At 47.6% G+C, this 20267-nt stretch carries 19 protein-coding genes; 9 read left to right on the forward strand and 10 right to left on the reverse strand.

What is annotated here, in order from left to right; all coding sequences use genetic code 11:
- Positions 1–40: 40 nt before the first annotated feature.
- Positions 41–556, forward strand: a complete 516-nt coding sequence (locus tag MHI38_RS14265) for an AbrB/MazE/SpoVT family DNA-binding domain-containing protein (RefSeq protein ID WP_090921714.1) — start codon at positions 41–43, stop codon at positions 554–556.
- Positions 557–661: 105 nt separating this feature from the next.
- Here the strand turns inward: MHI38_RS14265 and MHI38_RS14270 are convergent, their stop codons facing one another.
- Positions 662–1045, reverse strand: a complete 384-nt coding sequence (locus tag MHI38_RS14270) for a DoxX family protein (RefSeq protein ID WP_221789631.1) — start codon at positions 1043–1045, stop codon at positions 662–664.
- 527 nt (positions 1046–1572) lie between these two features.
- On the opposite strand from MHI38_RS14270, the gene MHI38_RS14275 reads away from it, so the two are divergent.
- Positions 1573–1860, forward strand: coding sequence for a winged helix-turn-helix transcriptional regulator (locus MHI38_RS14275; protein WP_090921779.1), 288 nt, complete (start codon positions 1573–1575; stop codon positions 1858–1860).
- 124 nt (positions 1861–1984) lie between these two features.
- Here the strand turns inward: MHI38_RS14275 and MHI38_RS14280 are convergent, their stop codons facing one another.
- The 5 genes from MHI38_RS14280 to MHI38_RS14300 form a co-directional block, all read right to left on the reverse strand.
- Positions 1985–2971 (reverse strand): Gfo/Idh/MocA family protein, encoded by a 987-nt coding sequence (locus MHI38_RS14280; protein ID WP_336121690.1) that lies wholly within the window; start codon positions 2969–2971, stop codon positions 1985–1987.
- A 69-nt stretch (positions 2972–3040) separates the two neighbouring features.
- A complete protein-coding gene (locus tag MHI38_RS14285) occupies positions 3041–4699 on the reverse strand; it encodes a glycerol-3-phosphate dehydrogenase/oxidase (RefSeq protein WP_341181333.1) in 1659 nt (552 codons plus the stop codon).
- 405 nt (positions 4700–5104) lie between these two features.
- Entirely contained in the window at positions 5105–6592 is a 1488-nt protein-coding gene (gene glpK, locus MHI38_RS14290; protein ID WP_341181334.1) for a glycerol kinase GlpK, read from the reverse strand.
- Between the two features lie 22 nt (positions 6593–6614).
- Complete coding sequence (locus MHI38_RS14295) at positions 6615–7184, reverse strand: glycerol-3-phosphate responsive antiterminator (RefSeq protein WP_154960817.1); 570 nt, start codon at positions 7182–7184, stop codon at positions 6615–6617.
- Between the two features lie 259 nt (positions 7185–7443).
- Complete coding sequence (locus MHI38_RS14300; RefSeq protein WP_221789626.1) at positions 7444–8217, reverse strand: GTP cyclohydrolase II; 774 nt, start codon at positions 8215–8217, stop codon at positions 7444–7446.
- Between the two features lie 400 nt (positions 8218–8617).
- Here MHI38_RS14300 and MHI38_RS14305 point away from each other — a divergent pair, with 400 nt between their 5' ends.
- From MHI38_RS14305 to gntK, 4 genes are all read left to right on the forward strand, one after another.
- Positions 8618–9892: an ABC transporter substrate-binding protein gene (locus MHI38_RS14305; RefSeq protein ID WP_336121687.1), complete on the forward strand. Its 1275-nt coding sequence runs from the start codon at positions 8618–8620 to the stop codon at positions 9890–9892.
- 33 nt (positions 9893–9925) lie between these two features.
- A complete protein-coding gene (locus MHI38_RS14310; protein ID WP_339833500.1) occupies positions 9926–10876 on the forward strand; it encodes a carbohydrate ABC transporter permease in 951 nt (316 codons plus the stop codon).
- Positions 10877–10897: 21 nt separating this feature from the next.
- Positions 10898–11725, forward strand: a complete 828-nt coding sequence (locus tag MHI38_RS14315; RefSeq protein ID WP_221789624.1) for a carbohydrate ABC transporter permease — start codon at positions 10898–10900, stop codon at positions 11723–11725.
- A gap of 144 nt (positions 11726–11869) precedes the next feature.
- Entirely contained in the window at positions 11870–13417 is a 1548-nt protein-coding gene (gene gntK, locus MHI38_RS14320) for a gluconokinase (RefSeq protein ID WP_341181923.1), read from the forward strand.
- Between the two features lie 145 nt (positions 13418–13562).
- Here gntK and MHI38_RS14325 read toward each other — a convergent pair whose 3' ends face one another.
- Positions 13563–13952, reverse strand: a complete 390-nt coding sequence (locus MHI38_RS14325) for a polyketide cyclase (protein ID WP_090921695.1) — start codon at positions 13950–13952, stop codon at positions 13563–13565.
- Between the two features lie 201 nt (positions 13953–14153).
- Between MHI38_RS14325 and MHI38_RS14330 the strand changes: the two genes are divergently transcribed.
- The 3 genes from MHI38_RS14330 (at position 14154) to MHI38_RS14340 (ending at position 16412) form a co-directional block, all read left to right on the forward strand.
- Entirely contained in the window at positions 14154–14465 is a 312-nt protein-coding gene (locus tag MHI38_RS14330; RefSeq protein WP_154890154.1) for an ArsR/SmtB family transcription factor, read from the forward strand.
- Entirely contained in the window at positions 14465–15319 is an 855-nt protein-coding gene (locus MHI38_RS14335) for a hypothetical protein (protein WP_154890153.1), read from the forward strand. Before MHI38_RS14330 ends, MHI38_RS14335 begins: the two co-directional genes overlap by 1 nt.
- 133 nt (positions 15320–15452) lie before the next feature.
- Positions 15453–16412, forward strand: a complete 960-nt coding sequence (locus MHI38_RS14340) for an MraY family glycosyltransferase (RefSeq protein ID WP_090921690.1) — start codon at positions 15453–15455, stop codon at positions 16410–16412.
- 178 nt (positions 16413–16590) lie between these two features.
- Here MHI38_RS14340 and MHI38_RS14345 read toward each other — a convergent pair whose 3' ends face one another.
- The 3 genes from MHI38_RS14345 to MHI38_RS14355 form a co-directional block, all read right to left on the reverse strand.
- A complete protein-coding gene (locus MHI38_RS14345; RefSeq protein ID WP_090921688.1) occupies positions 16591–17409 on the reverse strand; it encodes a carbohydrate ABC transporter permease in 819 nt (272 codons plus the stop codon).
- A complete protein-coding gene (locus MHI38_RS14350) occupies positions 17409–18302 on the reverse strand; it encodes a carbohydrate ABC transporter permease (protein WP_090921685.1) in 894 nt (297 codons plus the stop codon). The genes MHI38_RS14345 and MHI38_RS14350 overlap by 1 nt, the downstream gene beginning before the upstream one ends.
- A gap of 168 nt (positions 18303–18470) precedes the next feature.
- Positions 18471–19814: an ABC transporter substrate-binding protein gene (locus MHI38_RS14355; RefSeq protein ID WP_123064072.1), complete on the reverse strand. Its 1344-nt coding sequence runs from the start codon at positions 19812–19814 to the stop codon at positions 18471–18473.
- Positions 19815–20267: the final 453 nt, after the last annotated feature.

The raw sequence follows: 20267 nt of genomic DNA on the forward strand, positions 1-20267 counted from the left end.
TAAAGACAGGTTTTAATGTTAATATTGCGGGGGAGATGCGATGAAAAGAACCGGAATGAAGAGATCTCTGGACCGTCTCGGACGAATTGTCCTTCCTAAAGAAATGCGGGATACAATGGAAATCCATATCGGCGATCCGCTTGAATTTTTCATTGAAGGGAAAGAGTTGATTTTAAGAAAGTACAAATCAACATTGTGTATTTTTTGCGGTGACGTGGATACGGAAATGTATTTCAAAGAGCAATTCATCTGCCGGACTTGTGCAATTCAACTAAAACACCCAGATGACACTCCCGACTGGTTCGTACCTGAAAACAAACAGGTTTCTGCACCCAAAGAACGTCCTGTTGCTAAACCCGTAGCTTCCTCAGCTTCCTCTTGGGAAGAAGGAGATGCTGCGAGCAAGGACTACCCCGACCTGCGGCCAAAGACGGCGCGCATGCTGCAACAGATGAAAGAGATTATCGAACAGCACCCTGGACTCGCTCAACAGCAAATTGCGGAGAAACTTGGCATTAGCCAGGGACGTGTCTCTCAACTAAAAAAGTTATTATAGCTAGAATTTTGATACTCATGAATATACAACATACTTCCAAGCAGGAAGTTACACTGAAAAAGAACCCATTGTTCCATCGGGTTCTTCTTTTTTGTCACTATTACTTTACGCCTGTACGATATCCATATCCATATTGCTTTCTTCTTCTTCCAGTCTGTGCAGACTAACCAGTAACACGGCGATATTGGCTACAAGTAATACTGCCGGGAGAGGTATAGCCGCATATTGTGCATAGATTAGGTGGCTTCCTACAGCTCCGATCAGAATGAATGTTAGTATGCCTGAAGCCAGAATACGGGTACGCGGAATAAGTAACCCAACCGCACTAAGCAGTTCCAACGCACCGATCAAGTACATTGTCCAAGTAGGGTAAGAGAAACTCTCGAAGGTGTCAATCATCATCTCCGCTCCCGTAACTTTCGTATATCCCGTCATGACGAAAACACCCGCCAGCACCACCAAAAAAACATATCCCAACACTTTTTTCATATCTTCCATCTCCCATTCATCCAAGTATTATTTTGAGAATCTTTAACTTATTGCTAATCTCTTCTGCACAAAAATCAGCAAAATACAGTATGTATTGCAGCACTCATCTATGTAAAAGTTCCCTAGAAGAAACTGTAGTTTACTCAGGTTCCTCTGGAACTTGGATAAGGTTCTAATTTCCGAGGTTTATCCACTGCTCTGGTTGTGTGACTGCTCACCCGGAAATGGTATGTACATTTATAATACGCATTATTACTCACAAACTTACTTTTATGAAGTGAGTATATAATAATAAGATAATTTCTTCAAGTAATTTTTTGTGAAATGATGTATAATACATACAAAAGGTATGTTACAGTATATTTTGTAGTGACCACCTTTGACTTGAAGGTGCTTTTATTTTTCAGAGCGGCAGAAACTTTTGTCCTTTTATATAGGTTATATTGCACATTTGCCATGAATCGAGGTGAAACACGTTGAAGCTGAGAAAAGTAAAATCCCCAAGCCCTTGTCTGATTACACAAGCAATGGACATCATCGGGAAAAAGTGGGTACTGCTGATTATGTATCAGCTGCTGTCCGGACCAAAACGGTTCACGGAACTGGAAGCCGAGATGGCAATTAGCGGACGTCTGTTATCGGAGCGTCTGAAAGAGATGGAGACGGAAGGCATCGTAACCCGGCATATGTATCCCGAGATTCCGCCCCGTGTGGAATATGAACTTACCCCTAAAGGTAGAGCGATTGAACCTGTCATTAATCAAATCTACAGCTGGTCTTCGGACTGGTTAAAAGAACAGCAACAATTGAAGTAGTTCAGATACAAACTACAACAAGAGGTCTTATTTCACCCTAAGTTTTATACGAAAAACGCCTGCACCCGGAACCACAGAGAACATGGTTCGGGGTCGCAGGCGTTTTTGTGCGCTAACGATCTGTTTAAGCTTTGATCTTTACTGGCAGACCGGAGTCCACGGATTCCTGTGCAGCGACAGTAATTGCCTGTGTACGGCAGGCATCTGCGTAATCGGACAAAATGCGGGAACGATCTCCCGTGCGAAGTGCATGAATAAATGCTTCATTCTCCCGTTCATAGGGATTCTGTCCTGCTGAAACCTCAAGTCCTGCCATCGGATGCGAAGCCGCGCTCGGTAGCAGAAGGCGGTCGGGCGTCCAGTCCCATACACCGGCATCCGTGTAGAATTGCAGCCCTGCTCCACCCTCGCCGTCAGGCAGTAAACACGTATTCGCAATGCTTGCAATCGCACCACTTTCCAGCTTCAGCGTCACATTAGCGACATCATCAACCGTCACATGCTCATGTTTCTCATGCATGCTACGTTGGACTGCTACGGCATAAACTTCCGTCACTTCGCCTGCGCAGAAACGCAGTAGATCCACAATATGGGTTGTCTGCTCCACAAACTGACCTCCCGATCCGTCTTGACGGCGCCACCAACTAACGCCAGGCATACCGCCCATCCAGCGTCCTAGAGCCATGCCCACCTTTTGCTCCTGCATGGCTTGTCTCATGACCTGCGCAGCACCCTGATAACGGAAATGATATCCTACAGAGGTTAACAAAGAAGACTGTCGCACTTGCTCCAATATACTGAGTGGTACGTCCATTCCTGTGCTCAATGGTTTTTCCACCAGGAACGGAATGCCCCGTTTGATCAACTCTGACTCAATGAATCCGTGAGACATGGGAGGCACACAGATATATACGGCATCCAGTTTCTCACCGTCCAACATATGTTCAAGCTCATCGTATCCCGTTGCATCATACACGGAGGCCATCGCTTCTGCCTTTTCGAGTGTTGTTCCACATACACTTGCGACACGAACACCTTCCATGCGTGTAAGAATATCTGCGTGTACTTTACTAAACCAGCCTGTTCCTATGATTCCGATCTGCAATGTCATGGATGTAATCCCCTCTCTGTTACGCGCTTACATGTTCCATTCGACCCCACTCGGCAAATTCCTGCTCCCCTAGCTCTTGCCGGATGCTTCCAGCAACAGTTGATCCAATTCCTTAGCGTAGGTTGCTACCTGCTGTTCTGACCAGCCAAGCTGTTCTGCCATATACATGCTGACTGCTGATCTATAACGGCGTACCTCATCGATGCGGAAAAATAAATCACCCGTTCGCCGTACCCAGAAATCGGCTGGCGTTGCCGTCATCTCTTCCTCCATCGCGTAACGAAGCATCAGCAAAAGCTCTTGCGACATGCCGTGAAGCTCTGCCTTGGCTCGCGGGTCAGGCATGCGCTCATACAGCGCATCCACGTTGGAGCCGTACGTACGGGCAAGCCGTTCCGCCGCTTTCCGGTCCAGACCTAGCGCAACGCCATCCTTGATCTTGCGTTCGGTGTACGTGACGTATCCGGCCGAACCGCCAACATCCCCCCCGGAGATCGGCATCTTTTTGGTTACACAAGGTCCCGGGGTGTGACCGAACTCTTGTTGCATCTGACGCGCAACCAGATCCACGACCATCTCGGCCATTTTGCGATACCCCGTCAATTTACCTCCAGCAATGGTAATCAGGCCGGAATCCGATACCCAGACTTCATCCTTACGCGAAATCTCTGAAGGGCCCTTGCCCTCCTCATGGATCAGTGGACGCACGCCTGCCCAGCCTGACTCCACATCCTCTGCACGAATCTGGACATCCGGGAACATGCCGTTCACTGCATCAATGACATAATCACGGTCTGATTCCGAAATTAACGGATGAGCCGGGTCATCACGGAATACTGTATCGGTTGTACCTACATAGGTTTTGCCATCCCGCGGCACCGCAAAGACCATACGTCCATCTGGCGTATCAAAATAAACCGCTTGCCGTAGCGGGAATCGTGCGCCGTCAAATACCAGATGAATGCCTTTGGTCATCTGTAGCGTTTTACCCTGGCGTGAGCCATCCACTTCACGGAGGGTATCCACCCATGGCCCTGAAGCATTGATTACTTTTTTCGCCATAAGTTTGTAACGATTCCCGTTTAGTTGATCCATCACATGGATGCCTGTTATCGTTCCATTCTCCTTCTGAAAAGAAGTTGCTTTCATATAATTAACAGCCAGCACCCCGTGCCGCACTGCTTCCTTCATGACTTCAATCGTAAGTCTCGCATCATCCGTCCGGTACTCCACATAACGTCCGCCTCCCAGCAGTCCCTGCTTCCGCAGCAGAGGCTCACTTGCAGATGTATCACTGGCGTTCAGCATCTGGCGACGTTCACTGCGCTTCACTCCAGCAAGTCGGTCGTACACCATCAGACCCATAGATGTACTGAAACGGCCAAACGTGCCTCCCGTGTATATGGGCAATAACATCGGTTCCGGTGTTGTTACATGTGGCCCATTCTCATAAACCACCGCCCGCTCTCTTCCAACCTCGGCTACCATCTTCACTTCAAACTGCTTCAGGTAGCGCAAGCCGCCATGAACCAGTTTTGTGGAACGACTCGATGTGCCTGCCGCGAAATCCTGCATCTCCACCAGTCCCGTCTTCAATCCACGAGATGCCGCATCCAGTGCAATGCCGGCACCTGTAATGCCGCCACCAATCACCAATACGTCAAAATGTGCATTCGACATTTGTTCCATGTATTCGGTTCGTTTTGCCGCCGAGAACGTTGCTGTCATGTAAAAACCCTCCATAATTTCCCTTATTTTTCTCTAAAAAACAACAAAAAAAGGACCACGTCATTCGTTCAGCAATTGCTGAACGCACGTGGTCCCTCCCGATCTCCAGACATCATTTTTTAACTTGTAACCTAATCCTATCACAGATTTTCGGTGGCGTGAAGGCCTGATTTGACACATTATTCAAAAAAATTTAAAAAACTTTTTTTGTGCAAGGATGGAATTTCAAAGCAACCCACTAACTCTACAATTTTCCTTATTGTGGACAATACTTTCTCTCCATCCAGGAATATAATCCCTGTAAATTAAGTATCATTTTCCACCAGTAAATATCATTTATAACATATGTTTAACGAAAAAGTACAAATAACCATTTGCCTATAATGAGGAAGACGTAATTCTATTTTATTTAAAAGCCATGGCCGCCTTGATCGCTCGCTGCCAACCCGAATACAGCTGCTCCCGCTCGTCCTGGGCCATCACAGACTCAAAGACTCGCTCCGTATGATCATGTTGATTCAGTTCTTCTGTATTTGACCAGAACCCCACGGCTAGGCCCGCAAGATAGGCTGCACCGAGAGCTGTCGTTTCGTTCACTGATGGACGCTCCACAGGAATGCCCAGAATATCACTCTGGAATTGCATCAGGAAATCATTCGCCGCAGCACCTCCGTCAACACGTAACGTATGTACGGGGTATCCAGAATCGGTCACCATGGCCTCCAGTACATCCTTGGTCTGATAAGCCAGCGCCTCAAGTGTCGCGCGGATAAAATGCTCCTTCGTAGTGCCACGAGTAAGGCCAAATACAGCTCCTTTCACATCGCTGTCCCAATACGGGCTTCCGAGTCCCACAAAGGCAGGCACCATATAGACCCCGTCCGTCGAAGGCACTCGCTTCGCATAGTCCTCACTGTCTTTGGACGAACGAAGCATGCGAAGACCGTCCCTCAGCCACTGCACGGCTGAACCTGCTACGAAAATGCTGCCTTCCAGCGCATATTGAACTTTACCATCCACACCCCAGGCAATCGTTGTAATCAGCCCGTGATCCGATTGTACAGGCTCCTCGCCCGTGTTCATCAACATGAAACATCCGGTACCGTATGTATTTTTCATACTCCCCTGGATATAACATCTCTGACCAAACAATGCAGCCTGCTGATCCCCTGCCGCACCCGCGATCGGAACCCTGTGGCCGAAGAAATGGTAATCTGTCGTATGTGCATATATCTCGGAAGAGCCCCGCACTTCAGGCAGCATCGCCTTAGGGATATCCAGAATATCCAACAATTTATCATCCCACTGCAACTCATAGATGTTATACATCAGGGTGCGCGAAGCATTCGAAACGTCCGTAACATGGGTACCACCGCTCAGCTTCCAGATCAACCAACTGTCGATGGTGCCGAACATTAACTCCCCTTTCTCCGCCCGTTCACGTGCACTAGGGACATGATCCAGAATCCATTTTACTTTTGTACCCGAAAAATAGGGGTTAATGAGCAACCCTGTTTTCTGATGAAACAGGTCGTCCAGCCCTTGCGTTTTCAACTCATCACAGATGGATGCTGTCTGTATGGACTGCCATACCACTGCGTTATAGATCGGTCTGCCGGTTTGCTTATCCCACACCACTGCGGTTTCCCGTTGATTGGTGATGCCGATACCTGCAATCTGTGCAGGTTTGATGCCACTCTCCGCCAGACAGGATGCCATTACGGCGAGGATCGAACTCCAGATTTCGTTGGCATTTTGCTCTACCCAGCCCGGTTTGGGAAAATACTGCGGGAACTCTTGCTGTGCCATATGCACAATCTCGCCGCTATGGTTAAACAGAATTGCCCGGGAGCTAGTTGTGCCCTGGTCCAGAGCCAAAATAAATTTTTCCATACCTTGTGCCTCCAGTGTGTAATTATAATGTAAGCGTTTTCCCAAAATACTTGATCAAATCATCATTGGATGTCGTTACAGCCGCCGCTCCCACACCGAGTGCAAGTTCCACTTCTTCAGGTGTACGAATCAGCCCCCCTGCAATGATGGGAATACCTGTCCGTTCAGACACCTCCGCAATAATATGCGGAATGACTCCAGGCAATACCTCGATATAGTCGGGCTGTGTTTTGGCAACCAATTGGTAACTTTTCTCCAGTGCATGGGTATCCAGCAGGAACACCCGCTGAATCGCCGTAATGCCTTTTTGTTTCGCTTTCTGGATGATGCTGGCCCTTGTGGAGATCAGTCCAGCCGGACGAATATGCTGGCACAGATACTCTGCGGCGTACTCGTCGTTTTTCAGCCCTTGCACCAGATCGGCATGTAGCAAAATCTTCTTCCCATACCGCCGAGCCTGGTCCATCATACTTTGCAGTTGTGCAATATGCGTTTCTAACATGACCCCGTAAGTATATGGGCCTTCGATGATTGCTTCAAACTGCTTCATACTCTTCGCCGCTGGCAAAATACGTTGTCCCTCAAATGCCACCATCGTTCCCCCTGCATTCATCAGATGTCTATATTGTATAATTCGTCACACACCAACGGCAAGTGATTTGGGGGAAGTCACCAAATTCAAGAATTCAGGCGACATACCGCATATTCCTCCCGGCAAATTATCTTACACCGCAAAAAGACTGCTACTGCACTTTTCAATATGAAAAGCACCGTAACAGCCCGTATACATTACAACCAACGTATGATCACTATAAATTACCATGTAAATCCAAATATTTATTCTTAATCAATCAAGCCTGTGCATGTGGAACACGTGTCTCTGTCGCCGTCTCTGTCCAGCTATCGCTTTCCGCCAGGTGACCTGAACGCTTCACTTTCGTTTGCAGATACTTCTCATTAAATGCCGACCGATCTCCCCAGAGCGGAACGCGTCCGCCCACATTGAGTCCTGCTTCCTGCAGTGCAGCCAGCTTACGTGGATTATTCGTGATCAACGTAACCGGAGCTGACCGAAGTGCACGCAATACAGCAATCGCATCGTCATAATTACGCGCATCATCTGTGAAGCCAAGTTGCAGGTTCGCATCTACTGTATCCAGACCTTCTTCCTGCAAAATGTAAGCCATTGCTTTGCTGAACAGGCCAATGCCCCGTCCTTCATGATTCGCAAGATAGAACAGCGCACCTGCGCCATGTGCCGCAATCATCTTCATGGACTGCTCCAGTTGGAATCCGCAGTCACAGCGTTTGCTGCCGAAGATATCGCCTGTGTGACAGATGCTATGCATACGAATCAGCGCATCCTGCGCCTCAGCAAAATCGCCATACACCAGCACGCTGGATTGCTGACGCTCTGCCAGTTCAGCACCCGCAAGAGATGCGATTAGCTCGCCGCTTTCCATCGCTTTGTCCGTTTTCAGCCAGCTGTACCATTGAAATGTTCTCGTTTCCCCATCCAGATTGACCGGCAGTTTAATCGGTCCCACCAAATGTATGAATTCTTTTCCGCTCGGAAAAGTCTGGATTTTAGGGGCAAGCAGTTGAATAATATGTGAATTGATCATCGTTCGTTCCTCCTGTTAAGCATCTTCATCTCAAAATGTCTCATAATATTATGCATTCGCATCCGCTTTGATTTTGGATCACTTACTGACGTAATACATTAAAACGTCTTATTTTCAAGCTCTGCTCACAGCGAAATATTACGTATCTATATAATCCTCACTATAATTAGTTACTTAATGTAAGTTAGTTTAGAATAAAAATTATATTGTGTCAAGTAACTTTTATTTTTAAAGTAACTACTAATTTTATGTTAGGTAATGGACACAACCCATGTGTTTCATTTAAGGAAAATTGGGTATGAGTTTAGAAACTACTCATACACTATTGGTGTAGTCCACGAAGCCCAGCCTTAGTCTCTGATACTTCTTGCGTCAAACCTAATGATGAGGGGGTTAGCCTATGAACCGCCGTAGAAGAACCTGTTGGATAGCCATCATCATGGTCTGTGTCCTGCTAATCAGCGGATGCTCCATCTGGCCGGGACAGGATGATTCAGCATCCAGTAAAAAGGTAGCGCTTACATTGTGGTATTGGAATCGATCCATTGACGACAAACTCATTGCCAAGGCCAAAGAGGAATTCCCGAATATTGAACTGACTGCCCAGAAGATCGGTGGGGATTTCAAAGCCAAGCTCAAAACCACCCTCGCTGCACGCTCAGGCGAGCCAGATATCGTTGCACTTAACGACTGGATCATGGAGTTATTCCCGAGCGAGGATCGCTTCTATAACCTGTATGATCTAGGCGCAGGAGAGGTCGAAGACCAGTATTTGCCGTGGAAATGGAAGCAGGGCGTGACGCCAAATGGACAGATGATCGGCTTTCCGATGGACACGGGGCCGACAGCACTTTTCTATCGTGCAGACTTGTTCAAGGAAGCAGGGCTACCTTCCGAACCGGAGCAAGTTGCACGCCAGATTGATAACTGGGATGCCTACGCTGCTGCCGGAGAGCAGATTAAGGAGAAGTTTGGCGGAAAGGTTTTTCTGACCGATAATATCGGAAGCGTTTACAATCAGGTGCTTTCTCAAGCTGCAGAACGGTATTTCCGTCCTGACGGGTCGTTTATCGGCATGGATTCTCCTGCTGTACGCAAAAGCTGGGACACAGCCGTTGCTTTTAAGGAAAAGGGACTGCTTGCTAACGCTGACGGCTGGACACCCACCTGGAATGCAGCAATGAATAACGGCGAGATTGCCTCGTTCGTTGGTGCAGTCTGGATGAAGCAGGTGCTTCAGGAGGCGGCACCAGACACTTCGGGTAAATGGCGTGTTGCCCGAGCTCCTGGGGGAGATGGCAATAACGGCGGCTCCTTTCTCTCCATTTTAAAATCAAGCAAACATCCGAAAGAAGCCTTTGAATTGATTCGCTGGCTGCAAAGTCCAGAGAACCAACTGGAGCAGTATCAGACGCTCAACCTGTTCCCGTCAGCTCCAGGTGTGTTTGATAAACCAGCCATGAAAGAAGAGGAACCTTTCTTCGGCGGGCAAGCAACAGGCCCGGTATTCGCTGAATCCGCACAGCATGTGCCTGATGCTTTTTTTGGTGAACGATACCCTTCGGTACACAATATCATCACCCGTCGGCTGAACGATATTGCCAAACAGAACGCTGATCCACAGCAAGTCTGGTCAGATACGGTGCACCGCGTCGAGCGGGAATTACAGCGTTAAAGCATGCATGTGATCCGTAAAGGAGGAGTTGTTATGGCTGTCACCGAACCTCGCACGTCCCCTGATTCCGGGCCGTTCCAGCCTGATCTGGACCGGCAAAAATCACTTTGGGCCCGTATATGGGAGCATCGTGCGCTCTATGTTGCCATCTCGCCTTTTTACATTCTGTTCGCCGTGTTCGGTCTATTCCCGATCGCATTCTCACTGTATCTGGCTTTCCACAAATGGGATGGAATCGGTGTGATGACGTATAACGGCTTGAACAATTTTAAATATATGCTCACCGATGTCGAGTTCTGGCAAGCGGTTGGCAACACGTTGATGATCTGGATCTATTCGACCATTCCGATGCTTTTCTTCGCTCTTATTATTGCGTTTCTACTACATGCGCCTTTCATCAAATTCCGTACCTTGTTCCGGGTCGGTTACTTTCTGCCCAACGTCACATCAATTGTGGCGGTAGCCATCATCTTCGGGGCATTGTTCGCAAACAATTATGGCTTCCTTAACTATCTTCTGCAGTCGGTCGGCCTCCCGGTCGTCGAGTGGCTGAATGCTCCCTGGGGCATCAAAATCGCTATCTCCTCCATGGTGGTCTGGCGCTGGACCGGTTATAACGCCATTATCTATCTAGCCGGACTTCAGAGCATCCCGCAGACGCTGTATGAAGCGGCCAGAATCGACGGGGCATCCGCTGTGCAATCCTTCTTCCGTATTACCATTCCGATGCTGCGTCCGGTCATTCTGTTCACGGTCATTACATCTACGATTGGCGGCATGCAACTGTTCACTGAACCGCAGGTGCTGGTGGGCAATGACGGAGGTGCCGGAGCAGCTGGTATGACCATCGTACTTTACTTGTATCGTGAATCCTTTATCAACAATTATTTTGGATACGGTGCAGCCGTTGGATGGGGCATGTTCCTGATTATCGCCCTGTTCTCCATCGTGAACTGGAAGCTTGTTCAAGGCAAATCATCCTGATGTGACAAGGGGGGAGCGCTCATGGCGTCCAAACATCTCAAGTCGCTGGTGCTGTATACCGGCCTGATCGGTGGCATGCTTCTATCCATGTTCCCGTTCTATTGGCTCATTGTTATGTCCACCCGAACAACGTCCGACATTTACAAGTTTCCGCCCCAGCTCTGGTTCGGCGGTGAACTGTGGAACAATATTACACGGGTTTTGCAGCAGATTGATTTTTGGGGAGCCTTTCTGAATACCTTGTTTGTATCAGGTGTAGTAACCATTCTGGTGTTATTTTTTGATTCACTGGCGGGATTTGCGTTTGCGAAGTTTGAGTTTCCGGGCAAAAAATGGCTCTTCGTCCTGCTGCTCGCCACCATGATGGTGCCTTCCCAGCTGTCGCTGGTGCCTTCCTTCGTGCTGATGGCCACGTTCGGGTGGGTAGGTTCCTTCAAAGCCCTCATTATTCCGGGCATGGTCAATGCCTTCGGCATCTTCTGGATCCGTCAGTATGCGACGGAATCCATCCCAAACGATCTGCTCGATGCAGGGCGGATCGACGGATGCAATTTCTTTCGCTTGTATTGGAACGTCGCATTGCCGATTCTGCGGCCAGCATTTGCCTTTCTTGGTGCATTCACCTTTATCGGCGTGTGGAATGACTACCTGTGGCCGCTAATTGTACTGACAGATGCACGCAAGTACACGTTGCAGATTGCATTGTCTCAATTAAACGGACTCTATAACACGGACTATGCGATGGTCATTGCAGGTACACTGCTTGCCGTTCTTCCACTCATCATCATGTTCCTGTTCATCAGCCGCCAGTTTATCTCGGACATTGCGGCAGGAGCGGTGAAGGATTAACTGAGGTGAGGTAGGTATGAGAGGGATGAGGGGGATGAGAGATAACCAGAGCACTGGGAGCAAAGTACCGATATGAAGCCATTTTGATCCTTCCTTCAAGTCTGATATTCTTATAGTAATTGAAATGGAAGAGGGATGATCACCATGGCGGCTTCACCTTATATGATCGGCGTAGATATCGGCACAACCTCAACCAAGGCTGTGTTGTTCAAGCAAGACGGTAGCATCGTGGCGCAAGGCGGTGCAGATTATCCGTTATACACACCAACACCCGCGATTGCAGAGCAGGATGCAGAGGACATTTTCCAAGCAGTTATTTCCTCCGTGCAACAAGCTACCTCTAAAGCTGGGGTACAGCCGGACGACATTCTGTTTGTTTCGTTCAGCTCGGCCATGCATAGCATTCTGCCTGTAGATGCACAAGGCAAACCGTTGATGCGAGCAATGACATGGGCAGACAATCGCAGTGCCGAGTGGACAGAAGCACTCAAATCGGAGATGAACGGACATGAAATCTACCTCCGAACGGGTACACCCATTCATCCCATGTCTCCACTGACTAAAATGATGTGGCTCACCCGAGAAGAACCAGACTTGTTCAGGCAGACACATAAATTGATCTCCATGAAGGAATATGTTTTCTACAAGCTATTCTCTGAATTTGTTATCGATCATTCAATGGCCTCTGCCACCGGACTTATGAATCTGGAAAAACTCGAATGGGATGCGGAAGCATTGCATGTTGCTGGCATTACGCCGGAGCATCTGTCCAGCCTTGTACCCACAACTCATGTATTAAAAGAGGGGCTTAACCCCGAATATGCCAAAGCGATGGGTATCGCGGAAACGACTCCATTTGTGATTGGGGCAAGCGACGGCGTGCTCTCGAATCTGGGCGTGAATGCCATTGACCCAGGAGTTGTTGCTGTGACGATCGGCACCAGCGGGGCAATTCGTACGGTCGTAGACAAACCAGTGACCGATCCAAAAGGACGTTTCTTCTGTTATGCGCTAACGGAAGATCAATGGGTCATCGGCGGGCCTGTGAACAATGGCGGCGTAATTTTCCGCTGGATTCGGGATGAGTTCGCGGCCTCCGAGGTGGAAACGGCAAAACGTCTCGGGATCGATCCGTATGAAGTTCTGACACGTGTCGCTGAAAATGTACCGCCAGGTTCAGACGGACTGTTGTTTCACCCCTATATGACCGGGGAGCGCGCACCTCTCTGGAACCCGAACGCACGCGGATCGTTTTTCGGCCTGACGTTGCATCACAAGAAGGAGCATATGATCCGTGCCGCGCTGGAAGGTGTGCTGTTTAACCTGTACACGGTTATGCTCGCGATTGAGGAGAAGATTGGTCGTCCGAAAAAGATTCAGGCCACCGGCGGCTTCGCCCGCTCCGAGCTGTGGCGCCAGATGATGGCCGATATTTTCGATCAGGATGTTATCATTCCCGAAAGCATCGAGAGTTCCTGCCTTGGTGCCGCTGTACTCGGGCTGTATGCCACAGGCCGTATTGATTCCCTAAGCGCCGTTTCCGGCATGATCGGTTCAACTCACCGCCATCAGCCACACCCGGAACGTGTGCGTGTGTATCGCGAACTGTTGCCGATCTTCATCCGCATCTCACGCAAATTTGAAGAGGAATATGCCGATATCGCGGCATTCCAGAATCGAATGATGCAATAAATGAAGGCTCTTCCCTATTCTAGAGAGGGGAAGGGCCTGTTTCATTCCATCTTTTTTTTAAAAAAATATGTCCATGATACGGTGTACACACTCTCCAAGATACAAATAAACCCCACAGCTTAAAGCCGTGAGGTTTATAACACACCTACGAATTATATTTGCTGAACGCATTCTCGTCCGCTTGTACATTTTCCAAGTATACAATCTGGCCTGCATCATTCACACGCGCAATATCCACGCCCGTCTTCGCATACACCGATCCATCCGCTGCTTGTCCGCACACAGCCCAATTGGTTTGATAACTACCGTCCGGCTGGGGCACCCAGGCGTCCCACATATGTTTAATGTCTTGGTTATATTCATAAAAAGCTTTCATAAACCCCTCAAACCCGGCATGACTGGTGCCATTCAACACAATCTCGGCATCTGAAGTAAACAGGGATAACAAGTCCTGCATAGCCTGTTTATCTGTTCGTGAAGCATCAAATAATCGGAAATAGTTATTCAACATCGTAATGTTCGCTGCTGTATTCATCAATGGTTAGCCTCCTGTTGTCTCTTGCTGTCTCGAATGAAATATTTCATGCCGTATGCTCAGCACATGCTATCAATTCGAATAATTTCGAACTAATTATTACGATAAGAACTGTATCACACTAGCTTACCGAATCGCAATACATATTTCGAAATTTTTCGAACATTGAAAGAAATAGCCAACTATGCTAACGTCTATCTTATGAGAACTATAACGATACCTACCGCTTCGGAGATGAGCCTGACCACAGTCTGCAATGCACTCGGTGACCCTATCCGCATGAAGATTGCATACTGTCTAGCCAGCTCGGGCGAGAAAAATTGTTCCGCTTTTGAAGTTGACCATATCTCCAAATCCACGTTGTCCCACCATATCAAAATCTTGCGAGAAGCTGGCATTATTCAGCCACGCATTGACGGTAAACACCACTTTTATTCCCTTAGAAAGGACGAACTCATTGCACGTTTTCCAGGACTGGTCGCTATGATTCTACAAACAGGAGGCTCAGATTAATGGATAAAAAGGCAACCAAGATTCTAATGAGTACATTCTGGGGCGGTGGCGGTTGGAAATCACCTCATGCCCCCTTTTCGGGTGATGATTTCGAATATGCCAAAAGCAAGGGCGTCATGTTCGACCCGCTCACGATCAGCCATGACGAGATCGTAGAGCGTCTGCATCACATGCATCAGAACCCTGCGCTTAAAGAGCGCGTCATTACAGCCTTTCTACACAGTCTATCCACCAAAAAAGTGTATCTGCGCAGCGCATTATCCAGCTGGGCTTTGACACGAAACATGCCTCTGCATACCTACGGTGAACGCCCGGCTTTACATGCCAATACAAGCGCCTGCGGGGACTGTAACTTCCTTCGTTTACAATCGGATAAACAATATGTGGATGTAGATTTAAACGTGCTCAATTTTGAACGAATCAAATGGGGTGGCGTACGGCACGGTTGGTTGCTCTACTGCCTGATGGATCTGGAGTTACTGCTCCAGGATGACAACGATAATAGTAGTAACAGCACGGAGAGCAATCACATTTCCCCTTACGAAGTGACTGAGGAAGACCGAACGATTCTTGCCAAGATGCTGGAAGCCTCACAGACAGGAGATCCAACGGACAGTGCACGCTCCCTGGAGAAAAAGTGGAAGGATTGTGTACCATCCAGTAAACAAGAACGGGATTCACTACTAGAAATCTGGGCGGCCGCTGGTATTCTCGTTCCTATGGATACGCCAAGGAAACGTAAAGGTGGTTCAGGCGACTTTATCTTTGTCGCTACTTGGCAGGGCGATGATGGGTATCATGCCGAAAACGTACTTGATTACTTCGGCCCTTATCTGCCTCCAAGTAACCTCTAGATTGGTTTCATCTATTACATCTGATTCGCATGACCATCCATGCTCCAGGTTACAATACTGATATCGACAGATTTCGGGTTGAACTCGTATAATAAGAGGAAATGAGGATGATGGGAGTGAACCAAGCGAGTTTATGATGTACATACTGGCTTTCATATTGTCTTTTGCTGTCGTGGTTCTGCTGATTCCGCCGCTGGGCCGACTGGCGCACAAGCTGGATTTTGTGGACAAGCCCCGGGAAGATGTGGAGCGTAAGCTACACAGACAACCGATACCACTGACTGCTAGCTACGCGATATTTACTGGATTTTTCCTGACATACATTGCTCTTACTAAAGAATTGACCTGGGAGACAGCCGCATTGGTTGCGGGCGGCATGCTTCTCCTGACGATCGGTACGATTGATGACTGGTACAAAACCAAAGGAAAAGACTTTCCCGCGCTACCTAAAATGATTATTCAAGTCTCCGCTGCAGTGCTCGTTTTTGCTTCTGGTATTGCGTTTACCGGATTCGTGAATCCGTTCAATGCAGAGTATGTGCTCCTGCCGATCTGGTTGCAATTCATTCTGACGATCCTGTGGATTTTCGGAGTTACGACGGTGATTAACTTCTCGGATGGTATGGATGGACTGGCTGGTGGTTTGTCCGCGATCTCAGCGATCACGTTGTTTATTGTAGCGATTACGAAGGGCCAGAGCGATTCAGCACTGATGTCCATTACTTTAGTTGGGGTAACGCTTGGTTATCTCAAATATAACAAGGCTCCAGCCAAAGTGTTTATGGGCGATGCCGGCGCTACGTTCCTAGGCTTCATTCTAGCGGTCATCGCACTTGACGGTGCATTCAAACAAGCAACGATGCTGTCCATTTTCATTCCGATTCTGGCGCTGGGCGTACCGATTTTCGATAATATTTTTGTCGTGATCAAACGTTTCCTGCAAGGCAAAGCGATCTATCAAGCCGATGCAAGTCAGGCTCACTATCGCCTACTCCGTGCCGGTTTGAACCACAAACAGGTGGTTGCCGTGCTCTATCTGGTCAGCACTTGTCTGTGTCTGTCCTCCATTATTTTATTGTTAGTCGATATGTAAAAAAATCGTTGGATCACCCAATGCAAGCTATGCCAATGAATGATTCAATAGAAATACAAGAAGCCACCCCCATGTCGAATGAGGGTGGCTTTTTTTGTTATTGAATAACTTGTTACATGAGTATCAACTCAACAAGAACACATCAAGATTAGCCGTTTTTTTCTTATTCGTAAAAAACCTATGATTTAACCGCACCCGCCATTGCACCGCCAACGATAAAACGCTGCAACGCAACGTACAGCACAACCAGCGGCAACGTCACGATCAGAATCCCACACGCTAGTAGCGGCCAGTTATTCATATACTGCCCATAGAAGGTAAACAAACCTTTGGTAACCGGCTGATAATTCGGATCAGACAGATAAATGGTCGGCCCAATAATATCATTCCATACCCCGATGGCTGTGAGAATAATGCCTGTTGCCAGAATCGGCTTCATTAGCGGAACAAGGATGGTAAACAGATAACGGGTGTATCCGCATCCGTCCATGGCAGCCGCCTCATCCAGCTCGCGGGATACCGATTTGATATAACCGACAAACATCAGAAACGCAATGCCTGTGCCCGTCGTTTTCAGCAAAATGTAACCCGTTTGCGTATTATACAGCCCCAGTTGATTGATCAAAGAGAACTGCGGAATCAACGGGTTCGGCAAATACATGGAGATCAAAAAGAAAATATAAATCAACGTACTGAATTTCACGTATCTGCGAGCAAGCGGGAAAGCTGCAAATATGGACAAAATTAAGGTCAGCAGTGTGGACATGCCCGTGTAAAGCACACTGTTCCACATGTACTGCGAGAAACTACCCTTCGTCCATGCTTCGGCAAAGTTCTCCAGCCGTATGCCTTCCGTAAGTGCTACGGGATTCAGTAAATACTCCGTCTGTGTTTTCATGGACACATTAAACAGATAGAACAGAGGGAAGACGTATAGGGCAAGCATCAGCAGCACAATAATGTAGCTGATTGTTCTTGATGTTCTGCTCTGCTTCATTATACTTCCACCTCTCTTTTGCGAAGATAGAACAACGCGACCATCGAGATCGTAAACACAAACAGGAACTGAATCATTGCTACCGCAGAAGCCAGACCATAATCGGCTGAGCCGCTACCAAACGCTGTTGCATACACGTCAAATGCCAGCGTTGTTGTATTAAATTTACCGCCTGTGAGGACGTAGATAATGTCAAAGGTTTGCAGTGCGCCGATGATGGACAACAGCATATTCACGGTAAAAGAAGGAGCAATCATCGGGAACGTGATGTTAGTGAATGCTTTCCATCCCGATGCACCATCCATATAAGCCGCCTCGTACAGATCACTCGGAATCGTCTGCAGCCCGGCAAGGAAGATGGTCATGGAATACCCCATGTACATCCAGATCTGCACGAAAATAATCAGCTCAAAGGCAATATTATAATCCCCGAAAAAGTTCGAGCTCGTGCCAAAGAAATTCAGAATCGACTGCGCCGGCCCGCCAAGCGGATTCGCTACGAGCTGCCAGATCAATCCGGACACCGTTACACCAAGCACGACGGGCAAAAAGAATACCGCACGATACAGCTTGTCGCCTCGAAGCTTTTTGTTAATCAGGATCGCCATGAACAGACCCACTGCGTTTTGGATGATAACTACAGCAAACGCAAAATATAAGGATCGCCCGATCGCGTCCAGCCGGTCACCTGCATTAGATGCGCCAAAGAAGGTTTTATAATTTTCGAAACCGACAAAGCTCCACTCTTGTCCTCTCACTCCAGTCGCATCGGTAAACGAAAACAGCACCGTCACCAGTGATGGACCAAAACCAAACACGACATAAAGCAGTAGTGGAATGCTTAAATACAGATAAGGAATCAGCCGCGCCTTCCCTTTTCCAAACGGATACATCGTCCTCACACCTTTCATCGGGTAAAACCAAAAAACCGGAATAACAGCTGACTTGGCACGGGCTGGCCTGAAGGCTCTTACCCCAAGCGCTATTCCGGTGGTTACTATACTACAAAGCTTAGATCCATAACTTAGATGAGTCTTTAGTACACGAGTCCAATCATTTGTTTATTTTGGAGCCGCTGCATCCCAGTCTGCTTGTGATTTGCTCGCAAGTTCCTCTGGTGTAGCAATTGGCCCAGCGGGTTTAAGCATCTCTGCATGAACACTAGACTCAGCAATGTACTGTCCTACGTTCTGACGATTAATGAACAGCTGATCCCAGGAAAGCTTGAAGTTCTCCAGGTATGGTTGAATGTCTTTGATAAACTCACTCTTGATTTCTACATCAGGCTGTGTCGGAAGGAATCCGGCTGCATTAACAAAATCCGTATAGTTCCCTTTCTCCGACAGCATTTCAAGCCACTTCAGCGCATAATCCTTGTTTGGTGACTTATCTACTACCATCCAGGTCATATCGTATTTACCAGCCAAGTCTTTGTTCTTCGCTGCATCGTTACTGCCCGGAATCGGGAAATATCCAAACTTCAGATCAGGGTTAGCTGCTTGAATCGTCGTTGCATCCCACGTACCGTCCGCAATCATAGCCACCTTACCTGTAGCAAACAGACTTGGCAGTGTGCCGTAGTCAATCCCCATGAAACCAGGCATTGCACTGTTCATCAGCGTTTGAGCCTTTTGCAATACTTCAATCTGTACCGGATCAGTCAGCTTGGTTTGACCTGTCCACAGACCTTTGATGTAGCTCAGTTGATCATCATGAATCGAGGCTTGAAGCCCTTGCACCGCAAGGCCAATCGGCCAAACATCTTTACCTGCGAAGCCGAGTGCTTCTACGCCGTTATCTTTGAATACTTTGATGACGTTTTGCAGTTCATCCCATGTTGTCGGCACTTGCAGATTGTATTTGGCAAAAAGGTCTTTGTTGTAGAACAGGCCTGTGAATGCCACTTTACCCATATTGACACCGTACACCTTGTCGTTGTACGTCATCGCGTTCTGCACGTCAACTTCGTTATAATTCTTGATAAAAGCCTGACCCGACAAGTCACTGATCAGCCCTGCGTCGATCCACTGCTTCCACATCGGATCAGCCGCACCCTTGGACCAGTCTTGCGGAGCACCAACGAAGCTGGACTTGAGCGGAATGATATCTACATCGCCCGTGCTACCTGCGTTCATCCGTGTTTGCATTAGTTGATCATACGTTGCATCTGCCGGAACTGTTGTGTACTCCACTTTCACGTCCGGGTACTTCTCTTCAAATTTTTTATTAAATTCTTTGATGTAATTGTTGATATTCTCTTGTTGCCAGTGAATGATCTTTAACGTCACTTTTTTGTTTCCATCCGTAGACGCCTTCCCATCCGAATCGGTCGAACCGTTACCACATGCTGCAAGTACAAACATTAAAGCGGTTACAAGTGTAATAGATAAAATCTTTCTCTTCATATCACTTTCCCCCAACCATTCAAGATTAATTTACGATTCAACAAATTTACGAAATCAGTTTCGTTAATTACACCCTCATTATGACTTCACCTGATAAATTTGTAAATAGTTTATTTGAATTTTTACAAAATATGTGATGAAAACCGCGTCTGATATGGGATTGGGCGTTCTTCCATGGGTAGATTCACACTTTGTTTTACGAAAAATCTATTCGCTGGCTTTATTTTTCCACCTCTACTCTTCCTTCCGCTCTAGTTAAAATGAGCCTCTGTTTGTAGGAAATAAGGTTATTTTTACTAAAACCTAGTAGAATTTTCGTTAGATTTGAGAGCAAATACTTAAAAAATATCCATACATATCATAATCACCTCGACGATCACCCTTTCTGTTATTGACTCTCAGAAGCTTGTGACATAGAATGTTGGCAAGAAAGCAATAAAAAGGCACAGCCAC

Source organism: Paenibacillus sp. FSL K6-1558 (genome assembly GCF_038002565.1).
GTDB lineage: Bacteria > Bacillota > Bacilli > Paenibacillales > Paenibacillaceae > Paenibacillus > Paenibacillus polysaccharolyticus.